The organism is Thioalkalivibrio sp. ALD1, from assembly GCF_000381245.1.
Classification (GTDB): domain Bacteria; phylum Pseudomonadota; class Gammaproteobacteria; order Ectothiorhodospirales; family Ectothiorhodospiraceae; genus Thioalkalivibrio.
This window is the reverse complement of record NZ_KB906247.1, coordinates 72922-87952: the sequence shown is the minus strand read 5'-3', so window position 1 is coordinate 87952 and position 15031 is coordinate 72922. Positions and strand designations below refer to the sequence as shown.

At 66.9% G+C, this 15031-nt stretch carries 14 protein-coding genes; 9 read left to right on the top strand and 5 right to left on the bottom strand.

Features of this window, described 5'->3' with window-relative positions; all coding sequences use genetic code 11:
• Positions 1–2: 2 nt before the first annotated feature.
• The 6 genes from F623_RS0111690 to msrA all read left to right on the top strand — a co-directional run bounded on the left by F623_RS0111690 (position 3) and on the right by msrA (position 5535).
• On the top strand, positions 3–1457 hold the full coding sequence (locus F623_RS0111690; protein WP_018868634.1) for a TrkH family potassium uptake protein: 1455 nt from the start codon (positions 3–5) through the stop codon (positions 1455–1457).
• A 28-nt stretch (positions 1458–1485) separates the two neighbouring features.
• Positions 1486–1824 (top strand): tetratricopeptide repeat protein, encoded by a 339-nt coding sequence (locus tag F623_RS0111685; RefSeq protein WP_018862541.1) that lies wholly within the window; start codon positions 1486–1488, stop codon positions 1822–1824.
• On the top strand, positions 1821–2798 hold the full coding sequence (locus F623_RS0111680) for a lysophospholipid acyltransferase family protein (RefSeq protein ID WP_018862542.1): 978 nt from the start codon (positions 1821–1823) through the stop codon (positions 2796–2798). Before F623_RS0111685 ends, F623_RS0111680 begins: the two co-directional genes overlap by 4 nt.
• A gap of 13 nt (positions 2799–2811) precedes the next feature.
• Positions 2812–3633, top strand: a complete 822-nt coding sequence (locus tag F623_RS0111675; protein WP_018862543.1) for a DNA-formamidopyrimidine glycosylase family protein — start codon at positions 2812–2814, stop codon at positions 3631–3633.
• A gap of 74 nt (positions 3634–3707) precedes the next feature.
• The gene (locus F623_RS0111670; protein WP_018868635.1) at positions 3708–4868 is read left to right on the top strand and encodes a PQQ-dependent sugar dehydrogenase; all 1161 of its coding nucleotides are present in this window, start codon (positions 3708–3710) and stop codon (positions 4866–4868) included.
• Positions 4869–4899: 31 nt separating this feature from the next.
• The gene (gene msrA / locus F623_RS0111665) at positions 4900–5535 is read left to right on the top strand and encodes a peptide-methionine (S)-S-oxide reductase MsrA (RefSeq protein ID WP_018868636.1); all 636 of its coding nucleotides are present in this window, start codon (positions 4900–4902) and stop codon (positions 5533–5535) included.
• A 15-nt stretch (positions 5536–5550) separates the two neighbouring features.
• Here msrA and dut read toward each other — a convergent pair whose 3' ends face one another.
• Genes dut through F623_RS0111650 form a run of 3 tightly spaced genes read right to left on the bottom strand, consistent with a single transcriptional unit; the run spans position 5551 to position 7855 of the window.
• The gene (dut, locus tag F623_RS0111660; protein ID WP_018868637.1) at positions 5551–6012 is read right to left on the bottom strand and encodes a dUTP diphosphatase; all 462 of its coding nucleotides are present in this window, start codon (positions 6010–6012) and stop codon (positions 5551–5553) included.
• Positions 5993–7240 carry a bifunctional phosphopantothenoylcysteine decarboxylase/phosphopantothenate--cysteine ligase CoaBC gene (coaBC, locus tag F623_RS0111655; RefSeq protein ID WP_018862547.1) on the bottom strand — a complete coding sequence of 416 codons (1248 nt, stop codon included), beginning with the start codon at positions 7238–7240 and terminating at the stop codon, positions 5993–5995. The genes dut and coaBC overlap by 20 nt, the downstream gene beginning before the upstream one ends.
• An 18-nt stretch (positions 7241–7258) precedes the next feature.
• Positions 7259–7855 (bottom strand): DUF502 domain-containing protein, encoded by a 597-nt coding sequence (locus tag F623_RS0111650; RefSeq protein WP_018862548.1) that lies wholly within the window; start codon positions 7853–7855, stop codon positions 7259–7261.
• 433 nt (positions 7856–8288) lie between these two features.
• Here F623_RS0111650 and F623_RS0111645 point away from each other — a divergent pair, with 433 nt between their 5' ends.
• The gene (locus F623_RS0111645; protein ID WP_018868638.1) at positions 8289–9236 is read left to right on the top strand and encodes an MBL fold metallo-hydrolase; all 948 of its coding nucleotides are present in this window, start codon (positions 8289–8291) and stop codon (positions 9234–9236) included.
• A 15-nt stretch (positions 9237–9251) separates the two neighbouring features.
• Here the strand turns inward: F623_RS0111645 and F623_RS0111640 are convergent, their stop codons facing one another.
• Positions 9252–10292 (bottom strand): lipid A deacylase LpxR family protein, encoded by a 1041-nt coding sequence (locus F623_RS0111640; protein WP_038040612.1) that lies wholly within the window; start codon positions 10290–10292, stop codon positions 9252–9254.
• On the opposite strand from F623_RS0111640, the gene F623_RS0111635 reads away from it, so the two are divergent.
• Positions 10291–12012, top strand: coding sequence for a potassium/proton antiporter (locus tag F623_RS0111635; protein ID WP_018862551.1), 1722 nt, complete (start codon positions 10291–10293; stop codon positions 12010–12012). The genes F623_RS0111640 and F623_RS0111635 overlap by 2 nt on opposite strands.
• A 327-nt stretch (positions 12013–12339) precedes the next feature.
• On the opposite strand, the gene F623_RS0111630 is transcribed toward F623_RS0111635, so the two are convergent.
• Positions 12340–14394: a UvrD-helicase domain-containing protein gene (locus tag F623_RS0111630; RefSeq protein ID WP_196799773.1), complete on the bottom strand. Its 2055-nt coding sequence runs from the start codon at positions 14392–14394 to the stop codon at positions 12340–12342.
• A 450-nt stretch (positions 14395–14844) separates the two neighbouring features.
• On the opposite strand from F623_RS0111630, the gene F623_RS0111625 reads away from it, so the two are divergent.
• Positions 14845–15003 (top strand): entericidin A/B family lipoprotein, encoded by a 159-nt coding sequence (locus F623_RS0111625; RefSeq protein WP_018862553.1) that lies wholly within the window; start codon positions 14845–14847, stop codon positions 15001–15003.
• Positions 15004–15031: the final 28 nt, after the last annotated feature.

The window sequence follows — 15031 nt, the reverse complement described above, 5'->3', positions numbered from 1 at the left end:
CGATGCTCCATTTCGCATCCACTGCCCGCCTGCTTGGGGTCCTGCTGACCCTGTTCAGCCTGACGATGCTGCCGCCGGCAGCCATCGGCTTTCTCTATGGCGAATCCACCGCCTGGGTGTTTCTGCAGGCGTTTGCGTTGTTGCTGCTGATCGGCGGGATCCTGTGGGGCTCGCTGTACAAGGCGCGCTGCGATCTGCAGGTGCGCGACGGTTTCATCCTGGTCGTACTGTTCTGGCTGGGGCTGGGCATTGCCGGGGCGGCACCGCTGGTGCTGGACCCGAACCTGCCGGTGTCGTTCACCGACGCGGTGTTCGAGTCGATGTCCGGGCTCACAACCACCGGCGCGACGGTGCTCACCGGGCTGGACGACCTGCCGCGCGCGATCCTGTGGTACCGCCAGCAGCTGCAGTGGCTGGGCGGCATGGGGATCATCGTGCTGGCGGTGGCGATCCTGCCGCTGCTGGGCGTGGGCGGTATGCAGCTGTTCAAGGCCGAAACCCCCGGCCCGATCCGCGACAACAAGCTGACCCCGCGCATCGCCGAGACCGCGCGCAACCTCTGGTATATCTACCTGGGTCTGACCGTGGCCTGTGCGCTGGCCTACTGGGCCGCCGGGATGGAGGCCTTCGACGCGGTCGGGCATGCGTTTTCGACCATCGCGATCGGGGGGTTCTCCACCTACGATGCCAGCATCGGGCACTTCGATTCGGTGGCAATCGAGACGGTCGCGATCGCGTTCATGATCCTCGGCGGGATGAATTTCGCGCTGCACTTTCTGGTGCTGCACCGCGCGACCTGGAAGCCGTATCAGCGTGACGAGGAACTACGCACCTATCTGATCCTGCTCGTCTCCGCCGCCGTGATCGTGGTCGGCTACATGCTGTGGAGCGGCTTTGCCACCGACACGAACGACGCGCTGCGGCGCGGGGTCTTCCACGTGGTGTCGGTGGCGACTACCTCGGGCTTTACCACCGATGCCTTCTATCTGTGGCCGGGCTTCCTGCCGGTGCTGCTGATCTTCCTGTCGTTCATCGGGGCCTGCACCGGATCCACTGGTGGCGGGATGAAGGTGGTGCGCGTACTGCTGCTGGTCAAGCAGGGACTGCGCGAGATCAAGCGCCTGATCCATCCCCATGCCCGGATCGCGGTGAAGGTGAACGGCAAGGAAGCGCCCGACCGCGTGGTCCAGGCGGTCTGGGGCTTCCTCGCCGCCTACGTGATGGTCTTCGTGGTAATGATGCTGCTGATCATGGCCTCCGGGCTGGATCAGGTCACCTCGTTTTCCGCGGTGGCCGCGACTCTGAACAACCTCGGCCCCGGGCTGGGCGAGGTTGGGGCCAACTACGCCTCGATCAACGACTTCAGCAAGTGGGTGCTGGTGCTGGCGATGCTGATGGGCCGGCTGGAAATCTTTACCGTGCTGGTGCTTCTGTCGCCCGCCTTCTGGCGGCGTTAGCCTGAAGATATCCAGAAGGAGGAGCCCTATGAGTGACATGATCGAACGCTTCCAGAACATGCTGGATGGCGGACAGGACTCCGCGATGCTGCGTTTTTCGCTGGGCAATGCCCTGGCGACCGACGGCCAGAAGGAGGCCGCGATCCCGCACCTGGAACGCGCGCTGGAGCTGGATGGTGGCTATTCCGCCGCCTGGAAGCTGCTGGCCAAGACCCTCGTCGACCTGGAGCGGCCACAGGCCGCGCTCTCTACCTGCGAGCGCGGCATTGCCATCGCTACCGAGAAGGGCGACCTGCAGGCGGTGAAAGAGATGGAGGTCTATGCGAAGCGCGCACGCAAGCAGCTCGACGCGGGCGGGGGCGCATGAGCGAACCGGCCGGGGAGACCCGCTCGGGCCATGAGGCAGGCGCCTATCGGGCCCCGCTGACCGCCCGTCATTTCGCCCCGCGCTACTGGGGCAGCTGGCTGTTGCTGGGCGTGGTCTGGGTGCTGCAGGAGATGCCGCGCCCGGCCGTGCATGCGTTGGCCCGGGGACTCGGGCGGCTGATCCGCAAGGGCGCCGGGCGCAGCCGCGCGGTGGTGGAGCGCAACCTCGAGCTGTGTTTCCCCGAGATGACCCCGGCCGAGCGCGAGAAGCGCATGGAGGCCTATTACCGCTACCAGGCGCAGACCGTGCTGGACTACGGCCTGCTTTGGTTCGGCAAGCCCGGCCAGCACGCCGCGCGCATCCGAGTCGAGGGGCTGGAACACTACGAGCGCCTGCAGGCGGCCGGCACGCCGGTGATTATCCTCGCCCCGCACTCCCTGGCGCTGGACTACGGCGGCGTGCGCATGAGCCAGATGTACGACGGCGTGTCGTTCGCCAAGCCGATGAAGAACCCGGTGCTGGAGTGGATCAACCATCGCAGCCGCACGCGCTATTCGGGCGACATCTTCGCCCGCGAGCAGGGCCTGCGCCCGGCCATTCGCCAGCTCCGCCGCGGCCGCTTTTTCTATTACCTGCCGGACGAGGATCTGGGGGCCGAGGGGGCGGTGTTCGTCGACTTCTTCGGGGTCCCCAAGGCGACGCTCACCGCGCTGGGCCGCCTGGCGCGCATGTCGAAGGCGGCCGTGCTGCCCAGCTTCGTCTGGTACGACTCGGTGGCGGACCAGTACGTGATGCGCCTGTGGCCGCCGCTCGAGGGCTTCCCCAGCGGCGATGACCATGCCGACACCCGGCAGATGAACCAGGCCATCGAGCGCGGGGTCACGCAGGCCCCGGCCCAGTACCTGTGGTCCATGCGTCTGTTCCGCACCCGCCCCGAGGGCGAGCCCCCGCTCTACCCCAGCCGCAAGCGCTGATCGTCCGGCCGCGATGCCCGAAGGCGATACCATCCACAAGCTGGCCCGGGCGCTGGGTCCGGTGCTGACCGGTGCTGCGCTGGAGTCTGTGTTGACCCGGTCGCGGTGTGGTGAGGCACTGGTGGAGCATGGGGCCATGGCTGCGCGTAACGTGAGTGCGCGCGGCAAGCACCTGCTGATCGAGCTCAATGACGCCTCGGGCCGCGCCTGGCAGCTGCGCACGCACCTGGGGATGTACGGGACGTGGCACCAGTATGCGCCCGGGGCCGCCTGGCACAAGCCGGAGCACCAGGCCTGGGCCGTGCTGCGACTGGCGGACCGGGTGCTGGTCTGTTTCCATCCGCGCGAACTCGCCTGGCAGCCACAGCCGGAGGGGCGCGGCGACCCGGAGCGACTGGATGCACGCGTGGGGCCGGATCTGCTGGACCCGGAGGTCGACCTGACCGCCGTCGTACGACGTGTGCGCACCCGCAGCGACCCCGCGCGACCCGTCCTGGACGTGCTGCTGGATCAGTCGCTGGCGTCCGGCATCGGGAACATCTACAAGTCGGAGGTGCTGTTCCTGCTCGGGCGATATCCACTCGACCCGGTCGGTGTGATTGCGGATGACGAGCTCCTGGCGCTCTACCGCGAAGCGGCGCGCCTGTTGCGGCGCAACCTCAAGCCCGGTCCACGCATCACGCGCGAACGGGCCGAGACGGACGAGTATCTACTCGTGTACGGGCGCGGCGGGCAGGCCTGCCGCACGTGCGGGACAGCGGTGGAGCGTGCGCTCGCGGGCGAGCACCTGCGTTCCACCTACTGGTGCCCGTCCTGTCAGCCAGGGAAACATTGATCAGTGGTTCCCTGGGGAACCCCGAGGCGGGTAGGGGCCACCAACGGGTACGGACCTAGGCGAGGGCAGGGATTATGGACAAGCGATACCCGGGGCGGTTACTGGCGGCCCCATTGCTGGGCGGGCTCCTGATGGCCTGCGGGGGAGCGGCCGGGATCGCGGCCGAGGAGTTCTATGCCGCTGACGGTGAGTTGCGCGGCGAGGTCCTGAGCTCGGAGCTTAATCATCCCTGGGCGATGGCCTTTCTGCCGGATGGCGGGATGCTGATCAGCGAACGGCCCGGGCAGCTTCGCTATATCCCCGACGCGGAGAACGTCGAGGGGCGCGGCGAGATGGTTTCCGGTCTTCCGGGCGATCTGATCGCTCAGAACCAGGGCGGGCTGCTCGATCTGGCTCTGCATCCGGATTACGAGGACAACGGCTGGCTGTACTTTACCTACTCCGCGCAGGTGGATGGTGGCCAGACGACCCGCCTGGCCCGCGGGCAGTTCGCCGATGGTGCGCTGCAGGATGTCGAGGTGCTGTTCTCGGTGGAGCCGGGGGTGCGCGGCGGGCGCCACTTCGGTTCGCGGATCGTGTTCGACGCGGACCACTACGTCTATATCAGCATCGGGGACCGGGGAGAGCGTGACCATTCGCAAGACACGTCCACCCACATCGGCAGTATTGTCCGCCTGCATGACGATGGCTCGGTGCCCGAAGACAACCCGCTGGTGGGTGAAGGCGAGGCCAAACCGGAACTGTGGGCCTGGGGAGTGCGCAACCCGCAGGGCATGGTGATCGACCCCGAGACCGGCACCTTCTGGCAGAACGAGCACGGTCCGCGCGGTGGCGACGAGGTGAATATCATCGAGCGCGGTCTGAATTACGGTTGGCCAGTGATCAGCCAGGGCCGCGAGTATTCCGGCGGGCCGGTAGGCGACGGTCTTACGGAAAAGGAAGGGATGGAGTCGCCTCTGCACTACTGGACTCCGGCGATCGCGCCGTCCGGTATGGCGATCCTGCGCGACCCCGCCTTTGCCGACTGGAATGGTGATCTGCTGGTCGGCGGGCTGCGGGGCCAGACCCTGCGCAAGCTGACCTTCGACGGTCGCGAGCTGGTCAACGAGGAAGATCTGCTGCCCGACCTCGGCCGCCGCATCCGTGATGTCCGTGTGCACGATGGGGCGATCTGGGTGCTGACCGACCACAACCCGGGCGAGCTGATCCGGCTGACCCCGGCCGACCCCGGCTGATGAATCCACGTTTCCGGAAGGAGCCCTTTTGATGTTTGCGTTTTCCGAGCCGCGCATGCCCGCGCCCGAGGAGGCCTTGCCCGGGCGCGAAGAGCCGCTGCCGGTCCCGCCACGGCACATGGTGCTGGGCACACCGCTGGTGCCGCCCTATCCGGAGGGCGCGCAGGTGCTGCATGTGGGTATGGGCTGCTTCTGGGGTGCGGAGCGGCTGTTCTGGCAGATCGACGGCGTGTATTCGACCAGTGTGGGTTATGGCGGCGGCTATACCCGCAACCCGACCTACCGCGAGGTCTGTTCCGGGCAGACCGGGCACACCGAGTTGGTGCGTGTCGTGTTCGACCCGGCCCGAGTGTCGATCGATACGCTGTTGCGGGTGTTCTGGGAGGGACACGACCCGACCCAGGGCATGCGCCAGGGCAATGATGTCGGCACGCAGTACCGCTCCGCGATCTATGTGGAATCGGCCGAACAGCAGGCGGCGGCCGAGGTCAGCCGCGAGCGCTACCAGGCGGCGCTGGATGCCGCAGGGCGTGGCGCCATCACCACGGAGATCCAGCCACTGGACGTCTGGTACTTTGCCGAGGACTACCACCAGCAGTACCTGGCCAAGGTGCCTAACGGCTACTGCGGTCTGGGTGGGGTGGGCGTGCCCTATCCCTCGGGCTGAGGGTTCTTCCGTCTGCTATCCGCGGCCGGAAGAGCCGAAGCCGCCGGCGCCACGGGCGCTCTCCTCGAAGTCCTCGACCACGCGAAAGCGCGGCTGGACGACCGGGACGATGACCAGCTGCGCCAGGCGTTCGCCGACCTCCAGGGTGTAGGCGTACGCGCCCCGGTTCCAGCAGGAGACCATCAGCGGCCCCTGGTAGTCGGCGTCGATCAGTCCGACCAGGTTCCCCAGCACCAGGCCGTGCTTGTGACCTAGCCCGGAGCGGGGCAGGATCATCCCGGCATAGCCCGGGTCCTCGATATGGATCGAGAGCCCGGTCGGGATCAGTTCGGCGGCGCCCGGCTCCAGCGTCAGCGGCGCCTCGATCATCGCGCGCAGGTCGACGCCGGCCGAGCCGTTGGTGGCCGGGGCGGGCAGCGGGAAGTCCGCGCCCATGCGCGGGTCCAGGATCTTCAGGTCAATCTCGGGGGCGGGCATTCGGGGTTCCTTGATCCGTTTCGCATTCGGCCAGGCGCTCGACGATCAGGTCGATCAGCGCCCGGGCCAGCTGGGTTTTCGGCTGGCTGGGAAGCCGGTGCTCGCCGCCCTCCCAAAGGCACAGCAGTTCGTTGTCGGGTGTGCCAAAGGCGCGGCCCTCGCCGACCCGGTTGGCGGCGATCAGGTCGAGTCCCTTGGCGCGGCGCTTGGCCTCGGCGTGTTCGCGCAGGTGCTCGGTCTCGGCCGCGAAGCCGACCAGGAACGGGCGTCGGGGGAGGGAGGCCGCCTGTGTTGCCGCCTCGGCCAGGATGTCCCGGGTGCGCTCCAGTGCCAGGTGCATCACCGGGTCGGATTTCTTGATCTTCTGTGCCTGCGGTTCGGCCGGGCGGTAGTCGGCTACGGCCGCGGCCGCGATCAGGATGTCGGTCTCGGGCAGTCGCTCCATCACCGCGGCGTGCATGGCGGCCGCCGTTTCCGTGGCGATGCCTGCGACGCCCGCGGGCACGGCCTCGGCCGTCGGCCCATGCACCAGGGTCACGTGTGCGCCCGCATCGCGCGCCGCCGCGGCCAGGGCAAAGCCCATGCGCCCGGAGCTGCGGTTGCCGATAAAGCGCACGGGGTCGATCGGCTCGAAGGTGGGGCCGGCGGTGATCAGTACGTGACGTCCGGCCAGCGGGGCGTGTACCGGCTGCAGCAGCTCCCGCGCAATCGCGGCGGGCTCGCGCATGCGGCCCTCGCCCTGCTCGCCACAGGCCTGATCGCCACTGTCCGGCCCGATCAGGGTTACGCCGCGCTCGCTCAGGGTTGCAATATTGGCCTGCGTGGCCGGGTGGGCCCACATGCGATGGTTCATCGCCGGTGCCAGGGCGACCGGCGCGGTGGTGGCCAGCAGCAGCGTACTCAGCAGATCGTCCGCCAGGCCCTGGGCGTAGCGGGCGATCAGGCTGGCGCTGGCCGGGGCGACCACGATGCGGTCCGCCCATCGTGCCAGGGCGATGTGATCCATGCCGGATTCCGCTTCGGCATCCAGCAGCTCGGTACGCACCGGCGCGCCGGACAGGGCCTGGAAGGTCAGCGGGGTTACGAAGGCGCGGGCGCCGGCCGTCATCACTACGCGCACTTCGCAGCCGGCGCGCTTTAGCTCGCGCACCAGCTCGCAGGCCTTGTAGGCGGCGATGCCGCCACTGACGCCGATCAGGATCCTAGGTTGGCTTTGATGGTCCGTCATGCGGCGGATTCTACCCGTTCAGGTCTTTTCCTGGCGCGCGGAGACGCCGGCGGTCAGGGCGTAGCGCATCGCGTCTTCCAGCGACATATCGAGCGGTTCCACGCGGCTGCGCGGCAGCATCAGCGTGTAGCCGCCGATCTGGTAGCTCATCGGTGTGTATACGGCGATGGTTTCCGGGCCGCCCAGGTTGTCCGGTAGTCCCTCGAAATCCTCGCGGGTGACAAACCCGACCAGCTTGAAGTCGCTGCCCGGGAAGGTGACCAGCACGGCCTGCCCGAAGCGCTGGTGGATGTCGCCGGAAAGGAGATTCGTTACGTCGCGCACGGTCCCGTGGATGGTCTTGACCACCGGGATGCGCTGCATCAGCGATTCCATCCAGTCGAACAGGCCGCGTACCACATAGGCCTGCAGCAGTACGCCCAGTGCGAACACGAGCACCAGCCCGGCGAGGATGCCCAGGCCCGGGAAATACAGGGCATCGGGCAGGATCGCGCGCAACAGCCCGCCCAGGACAGTTTCCGCTGTGGTGCCCAGCCACCAGAGCAGGGCCAGGGTGATGACCAGGGGCAGGATGGCCGCCAGGCCGGTCAGGAAGGTCCGGGAAATCTTGCGCACTTGCAGTCTCCATCCTAGGGAAACACTGATCAATGTACACGCTCGCGCTCGAGTCGCTTTTGCGTGCGAACAAGGCGCGGTGAGCGCAGTGTAGCCGAGCTACATAAGCGAGCCGCAACGCCGTACGCACGCAAAAGCGGCCGAGCCCCTGCTGTTCAATGGTTTGTGGGGTTGGCACCCCAGGTTCCCCGATCCTGCGTTGCGCCGCTTGCGGGTAGAACCACTACCCGCTGCACGACGCGCCTTGTCTCGGAAAACCTGGGGTACCAACGCGAGCGTGTACATTGATCAGTGTTTCCCTGGGGGAGGCCCCGATGCTACCAGTTTCGGGCGCGCGGGCGGCGTGGCGCACTTTGTGGGGGCTGGCGGGTCTATTCTTCACAATCGAGAATATCCGGGGATTATTGCGATGCAGGGATGGAAGCCATGGGGGATGGTACTGGCGGTTGTAGCGATGGGATCGGTCTTCGTGACATCGTCGCCGGCCGGCGAGCCGGCGGCGCCTGAAGATTACGAAATGCAGCCCGAGGTCGTGGCCCCGGGGGTCTATGCAGTGATGACTCCGGCGCGCGATTTCCCCAGCCGAGAGAATCTCGGCTGGAATGCGAACATGGCGTTCGTGGTGACCGGCGACGGCGTGCTCGTGTTCGATACGGGGTCGTCCGAGACCATGGGCGTTGCCCTGCGCGAAGCAATCCGCGAGGTGACCGATCAGCCCGTGCGTTGGATCGTGAACAGCCACAGTCATGGCGACCACTGGCTGGGCAATCATGCCTTCGCAGAGGACAAGCCGGAGATCATGGCCGGCCCCGAGGCCATCGAGCGCATGAAGGCCGAAGCCGAGACCTGGGTCGATAATTTTCGCGAGATGACCGAGGGGGCGACCGGTGACACCACGCCACTGCTGCCGAACACGCCCGTGGACGAGCGCATCACGCGCGATCTCGGCGGAAAGGAGGTGGTCATCCTGCCCTCCGGCGGCGCCCACTCCCCGGGTGACCTGATCGTCTGGTTGCCGCAGACGAAAGTCCTGCTGGCTGGGGATGTGGTGTACAGCGATCGCGCGCCCTCGGTCTGGGATGGCGACGTCGTGCAGTGGATCGAGCTGCTGGACGAACTGATCGCGCTGGAGCCCGATGTGGTCGTGCCCGGCCATGGCCGGCTCGAGGGGGCGGAGACCCTGCCGCGCCTGCAGAACTACCTGGTCACCCTCTGGGGCGCGATCGAGGAGGGTGTGGAGCAGGGGCTGGCCGACTTCGAGACCGTGCCGCTCGTGCGCGAGCGCATGGCGGACATCATTGATGACTACCCGGGCTTCGAGGACAAGATCGACCGCTCGGTCGCCACGACCTACCCCGATGTGGAGGCTGCCGTGTTCTGAAGCGCGCGGCCGGCGTCAGAACTGCCAGGTGGCGTGCAGCGAGCCGAACTCCGCTGCGCGCTTGGCCTGGCCACTGAACTCGCGCGAACGCCAGACATGGGTGTATCCCAGGCGCACCCCACCCACGTGGAACACGAATCCGGCCGTAAACTCCCCCACCGCCGGGTGCTTGTCCACCGAGGGCCCGTCGCGAAACAGCGGGCCGTCCAGAAACAGGTCGTAGGCCATCAGCCGGGTATCCACCCCCGCGAACAGGTAGCCGCCCGCGGAGCCGACCGTCTCGAAGGTATGCGAACCTGATAGCGCCGGGTTGATCCGGGGCGGGCCGTAGTCGCGCGGCAGGTTCCGTCCGGCGCGCACGATCGCGCCAGCGTTGGCGAACGTGAACGGGCTGCCCACGGTCGCGCCCCAGTGTGGGGTCAGGTCCCAGCCCCAGCCGCCCTCGGCGCGATGCGAGCGCCCGCGCAGCTGGCGCTCGTAACCCACCATCAGGGTCGCCTCGTTGCCGATCTGGTCGTCCCACCCCTGCGGTTGCGGTGCGCTGGACCAGCTGTGGACTTCCTTTTGTGTGCGGTCGGCCAGCGAGGCGGGCCCGACGGTGCCCACGGTGACCTGCAGGCGGTCCAGACGGTCGCCATGATCCTCGGCCAGGCTGAAGTTCAGGTATAGCCAGCCGGCGTAGGGGCGGTCGTCCGGGTCTGCGGGCGACCGCTCGATGTCCTCTGGGGTGTACATGTTCTGGCCCAGGTGGATAGCCGATTTCAGGCGGCCGCGTTCCTCGCGATCGACGAAGTACGGCAGTGCGTCCGCGACCCGCTGCAGCCAGGGGGGTACGCGCTCTTCGCTGCGCGTCCAGCCGATGCGGAAGCCATTGGTGTAGTAGCGGTCCTCACCAGCGAACAGGTCGTTCTCGAACTCGAAGTGCAGTGCGTCGACGCCGCGTTCAGCGGCGGCCGGTGCCGCCGCGAGACCCAGCGCGGCAACCAGCCCGCAGGCCATAACGCGCACCGTGCCGGCCGGGCGGGTTGTCGGGAGCTTCCGGTATGATCGACGCATGGACCTCTCCAACCAGATCATCTTCCTGGCGGCCATTGTGCTGCTGGGCAGCATCCTTTCGAGCGTGATCACCTCGCGCCTGGGCGTGCCCCTGCTGCTGGTGTTCCTGGTGATCGGCATGCTGCTCGGGCCGGAGGGCCCGGGCGGTCTCGAGGTGGAGAATATCACCCTGGCCTATCTGGTCGGCTCGGCCGCGCTCGCGATTATCCTTTTCGACGGCGGGATGCGCACTCCGGCCCGCAATTTCCGTATCGGGCTGAAACCAGCCCTGGGGCTGGCCACGCTCGGGGTGCTCGTCACCTCCGGGCTGACCGGGGTCTTTGCGGTCTGGTGGCTGGGCCTGTCCTGGCTGGAGGGCCTGTTGCTGGGGGCCATCGTGGGTTCCACCGACGCGGCTGCGGTGTTCTCGCTGTTGCGCTCGCGCGGGCTCGAGCTGAAAAGCCGTGTCGGTGCCACGCTCGAGATCGAGTCCGGCTCCAACGATCCGATGGCGATCTTCCTGACCATCGTGCTGATCGAGTTGCTGTTGATGCCCGATCAGCAGTTCGGCGCTGTCGTTGCCATCGAGTTCGTCCAGCAGATGGGGCTGGGGGCCCTGTTCGGTGTGGCCGGAGGTTTCGCCCTGCTGGCGCTGATCAATCGGGTGCCGATGGCGGGCGGGCTGTATCCGCTGTTCGCGATGGCCGGGGCGCTGGCCATCTTCGGCCTGACCGGTCTGGTGGGCGGCTCGGGCTTTCTGGCCGTGTACCTGGCGGGGCTGCTGATCGGCAACCGTCCGCTGGAGGCCTCGCAGAACATCAAGCGCTTCCATGACGGGATCGCCTCGCTCGCACAGATCGGGATGTTCCTGATGCTCGGCATGCTGGTGACCCCCTCGGGCCTGCCGCCGGTGGCCCTGGACGCCGGGCTGGTCGCCGCGGTCCTGATCCTGATCGCCCGTCCCCTGGCCGTATGGCTGTGCCTGTTCCCGTTCCGCTTCCCCTGGCGCGAACAGGTTTTCATTGCCTGGGTCGGTCTACGCGGCGCGGTACCGATCATCCTGGCGCTGTTCCCGCTGCTCGCCGGGTTGGAGTTGGCCGGCTATTTCTTCCACGTCGTGTTCTTCGTGGTGCTGATCTCGCTGCTGGTGCAGGGCTGGACCGTCGCGCCCTCGGCGCGCTGGCTGGGGCTGGAGCTGCCGCCGACCACCGCACGGGTACAGCGCACCGAGCTGGATATCCCCGGGCAGCAGGAGATGGAGCTGGTTGGTTATCGCCTGGCCGAAACCACACCGGTCGTGCGCGAGGCGTGGTCGAATTTCCGTCTGCCGGGCAGCGCGCGGGTCGTGGCCCACCTGCGCAAGGGCAAACTGCTGGACACCCTGGAGCTGCTGGATCTGCATGCTGGCGACCACCTCTACATTATGGTCGCCCCGGCCGATCTGCATGACCTCGACCGCCTGTTCGTCCCGCAGGACGAGGTGCCGGAGCGCCTGACCGAGCGCAGCGTGTTCGGGGAATTCGCCCTCAATGGCGACGCCCAGCTCGGCGCGGTCGGCATGGCCTACGGCGCCCCGGTTCCGCCCGAGCGCCAGGGTGACACCCTGGAGGCCTACCTGCGCCGCGAACTCCAGGCCGAGCCGGTCGTCGGCGACGCCGTCAACCTCGGCCCGATGCGCCTGGTCATCCGCGAGATGGACGGCGCCCGTATCACCAAGGTCGGCCTGAAACTCCGACACTGAGGCCTCTGGCGCTGGATGCTGGATAAGGGTTGCGCCTTGGTGAATCAGCATAGAGAGCATTTGCCGATTCAATTGAAGTGGAGCCTTTGCTATAAGAAAACAAAGGAGAGTGTGACGAACTTCATACTTTCCAGACGGGCCGGAAGCTTGGGGCGAGCGAGCCGCATGCTGCAACTTGGCGCACGCAGTATGCCCGTCACCTTCCGGGTGCCGGAAACGGTACAGCGCACGGCGCGCAGGCCAAAAAGACAAGGGGGGAGCGGGCCGGGGCGCCCGGAATGGGCCGGGCGCCCCTATTCGTGAGCGGATTGCGCCTCCTTCGGCCACCTACTTGCCGAGCATGGCCTTCAGGCCAGCCAGGTGGGCCTGGGCGGTGAGTTTCTGCGTCTCGGGGTCCGGTGGTCTGGCGTCCGGCCATTCGAGGTGTTCTTCGGGTAGCTCGTCGAGAAAACGCGAGGGTTCGCAGTCGATGGTCTCGCCGTAGCGGCTCCGGTTCTGGGCGTAGGTGATCAGCAGGGTCTGCTGGGCGCGGGTCAGCCCGACATAGGCGAGACGCCGCTCTTCCTCGATGGAGTCGTCCTCCACGCTGACCCGGTGCGGCAGCAGCTCTTCCTCGAAACCCACCAGGCAGACATGCGGGAACTCCAGGCCCTTGGCGGTGTGCAGGGTCAGCAGTTGCACCGATTCGTCGCCGTCCTGGGCTTCGCGGTTGCGGTCGAGTATGTCCATCAGGCTGATGCGGTTGACGATGTCGGCCAGATCCATCGTTTGGTCGTCGTCCGCCTCGTCGTCGCCGTACTCGGCCGTGGTGTTGCCACCACCCATGCGCCCGACCCAGTCGATGAACTCGCGCACGTTCTCCATGCGCCGGGTCGCGGCACGCGGGTTGGGACTGTTCTCCAGTAGCCACGATTCGTAGTCGATGTCCTCAATCAGGGCGCGCAGCAGTGCGTCCGGGGCCTCGTCTTCGCCGCGGCGCTGGAAGCCGTCGACCCAGTCGGTAAAGCGCTCCAGACGTGCCTGCGCACGGGCGTCCATGTACTCGGACAGGCCGGCCCCCCGTGCGGCCTGCAATAGCGAAGTCCCGCGCTGGTTGGCGTAGTGGCCCAGCTTCTCCAGTGTGGCCGGACCGATCTCGCGGCGCGGCACATTGACCACGCGCAGGAAGGCGGTGTTGTCGTCGGGGTTGGCGAGCAGGCGCAGGTAGGCGACCAGGTCCTTGATCTCGGCCTTCTCGAAGAACGACTGGCCGCCACTCAGGCGGTAGGGGATGCCCTGCTCGCGCAGGAGCTTCTCGAACAGCCTGGACTGGTGGTTACTGCGGTAGAGGATCGCGAACTCGCCCCAGCCCGCATTCAGGCGAAAGCGCCGGCGCATCAGTTCGGAGACCACTCGCGCGGCCTCGGTGTCGGCGTCGGAGCAGCCGATCACCTCGATCTTCTCGCCCTCGCCGAGTGCACTCCACAGGCGTTTCTCGAACACGTGGGGGTTGTTGGCGATCAGTGCGTTCGCGGTGTGCAGGATGCGGTTGGTGGAGCGGTAGTTCTGCTCCAGCTTGATCACCTCCAGGCGCGGGAAGTCCTGCTGCAGACGTGCGAGGTTCTCCGGGCGGGCGCCGCGCCATGCATAGATCGACTGATCGTCGTCGCCAACCACCGTCAGGCCGTCGCTGATGCCGACCAGCAGGCGCACCAGTTGGTACTGCGCGGAGTTGGTGTCCTGGTACTCGTCCACCAGCAGGTGTCGGATGCGGTCCTGCCAGCGGTTGCGCAGTTCCGGGTCCTCGCGCAGGCAGTCCACCGGGCGCTTGATCAGGTCGTCGAAGTCCACCGCGTTGTAGGCGCGCAGGGCGTCCTCGTAGCGCGGGTAGAGGTTGGCCGCGGCGAGCGCCTCCGGCGCGTCGCTCATCTGACTGGCCTCGTGCAGCGCCGCTTCCGGCGTCATCAGGTCGTTCTTCCAACGGCTGATGTGGCCAATCAGGGCGTCGACCTCGGAGCTGGTATCGTCACGGTAGGTGATCTCGCGCAGCAGTGAGCGGCAGTCGCCCGGGTCGAGGATGGAGAAGCCGGGACGCAGCCCGGCCGCGGCCAGTTCGCGGCGCAGGAAATTCAGCCCGAAGGTGTGGAAGGTCGAAACATTCAGCCCGCGTGCCTGTTCGTTCGAGAGCCGTCCCTGGACACGTTCACGCATCTCGCGCGCAGCCTTGTTGGTAAAGGTGATTGCGACAATCCGGCGCGCCTCGACTCCGCGCTGTTCGATCAGGTGCGCGATCTTCTCGGTGATCACGCGGGTCTTGCCCGAGCCCGCTCCGGCCAGCACCAGCAGGGGGCGGTCCGTGGTGGTCACGGCCGCCTGTTGTTGCGGATTTAGGGAAATACTGATCAATGGACACCCTCGCGCTCGAGTCGCTTTTGCGTGGGAACAAGGCGCGGTGACTGCCGTGCAGTCATTCTGCACAAGGGAGCCGCAACGCAGTTCCCGCGCCCGTTTTTGATAACAACGGGCGGCCGAGCCCCTTCGTTTATTAAGCTGTGGGGTTGGTACCCCAGGTTCCCCGATCCGGCGTTGCGCCCCGAATCCATCAAGAACGGGCGGGTAGAACCACTACCCGCCGCACGACGCGCCTTGTCTCGGAAAACCTGGGGTACCAACGCGAGTGTGTACATTGATCAGTGTTTCCCTGGCTTGGACACCGGGTTGCGACTTCCTTCACGAAAAGAGGGCGGCGCGTAAACTACCCCAGTGCGTGCGCCTCATAAAGTGTGACCGTCCCGGGAACGTCCTTTGAGGGTCGGTATCACGGACCGAATCACGAAAGAGAGCGGAGGCCGTATGCATTTTTCTTTCCGTATCTCCGCCGCCTTGCTGATTCTTCTGGTGGCGGTGGGCTCGCTTGGCGTCGCCGGTTGCGCCACTATGGAGGGGTTTGGCGAAGACGTGCAGGATGCCGGTGAATCCATTGAGCGACAGGCCGAGGATAACTCCAACTGACTCATCCCCGCGTCAGACGGGCCTGTCC

Excerpts from the sequence above, each read along its gene's own strand:
- F623_RS0111690 (WP_018868634.1), top strand. The coding sequence starts at position 3 with ATGCTCCATTTCGCATCCACTGCCCGCCTGCTTGGGGTCCTGCTGACC.
- F623_RS0111685 (WP_018862541.1), top strand. The coding sequence starts at position 1,486 with ATGAGTGACATGATCGAACGCTTCCAGAACATGCTGGATGGCGGACAG.
- F623_RS0111680 (WP_018862542.1), top strand. The coding sequence starts at position 1,821 with ATGAGCGAACCGGCCGGGGAGACCCGCTCGGGCCATGAGGCAGGCGCC.
- F623_RS0111675 (WP_018862543.1), top strand. The coding sequence starts at position 2,812 with ATGCCCGAAGGCGATACCATCCACAAGCTGGCCCGGGCGCTGGGTCCG.
- F623_RS0111670 (WP_018868635.1), top strand. The coding sequence starts at position 3,708 with ATGGACAAGCGATACCCGGGGCGGTTACTGGCGGCCCCATTGCTGGGC.
- msrA (WP_018868636.1), top strand. The coding sequence starts at position 4,900 with ATGTTTGCGTTTTCCGAGCCGCGCATGCCCGCGCCCGAGGAGGCCTTG.
- dut (WP_018868637.1), bottom strand. The coding sequence starts at position 6,012 with ATGCCCGCCCCCGAGATTGACCTGAAGATCCTGGACCCGCGCATGGGC.
- coaBC (WP_018862547.1), bottom strand. The coding sequence starts at position 7,240 with ATGACGGACCATCAAAGCCAACCTAGGATCCTGATCGGCGTCAGTGGC.
- F623_RS0111645 (WP_018868638.1), top strand. The coding sequence starts at position 8,289 with ATGGTACTGGCGGTTGTAGCGATGGGATCGGTCTTCGTGACATCGTCG.
- F623_RS0111635 (WP_018862551.1), top strand. The coding sequence starts at position 10,291 with ATGGACCTCTCCAACCAGATCATCTTCCTGGCGGCCATTGTGCTGCTG.
- F623_RS0111640 (WP_038040612.1), bottom strand. The coding sequence starts at position 10,292 with ATGCGTCGATCATACCGGAAGCTCCCGACAACCCGCCCGGCCGGCACG.
- F623_RS0111625 (WP_018862553.1), top strand. The coding sequence starts at position 14,845 with ATGCATTTTTCTTTCCGTATCTCCGCCGCCTTGCTGATTCTTCTGGTG.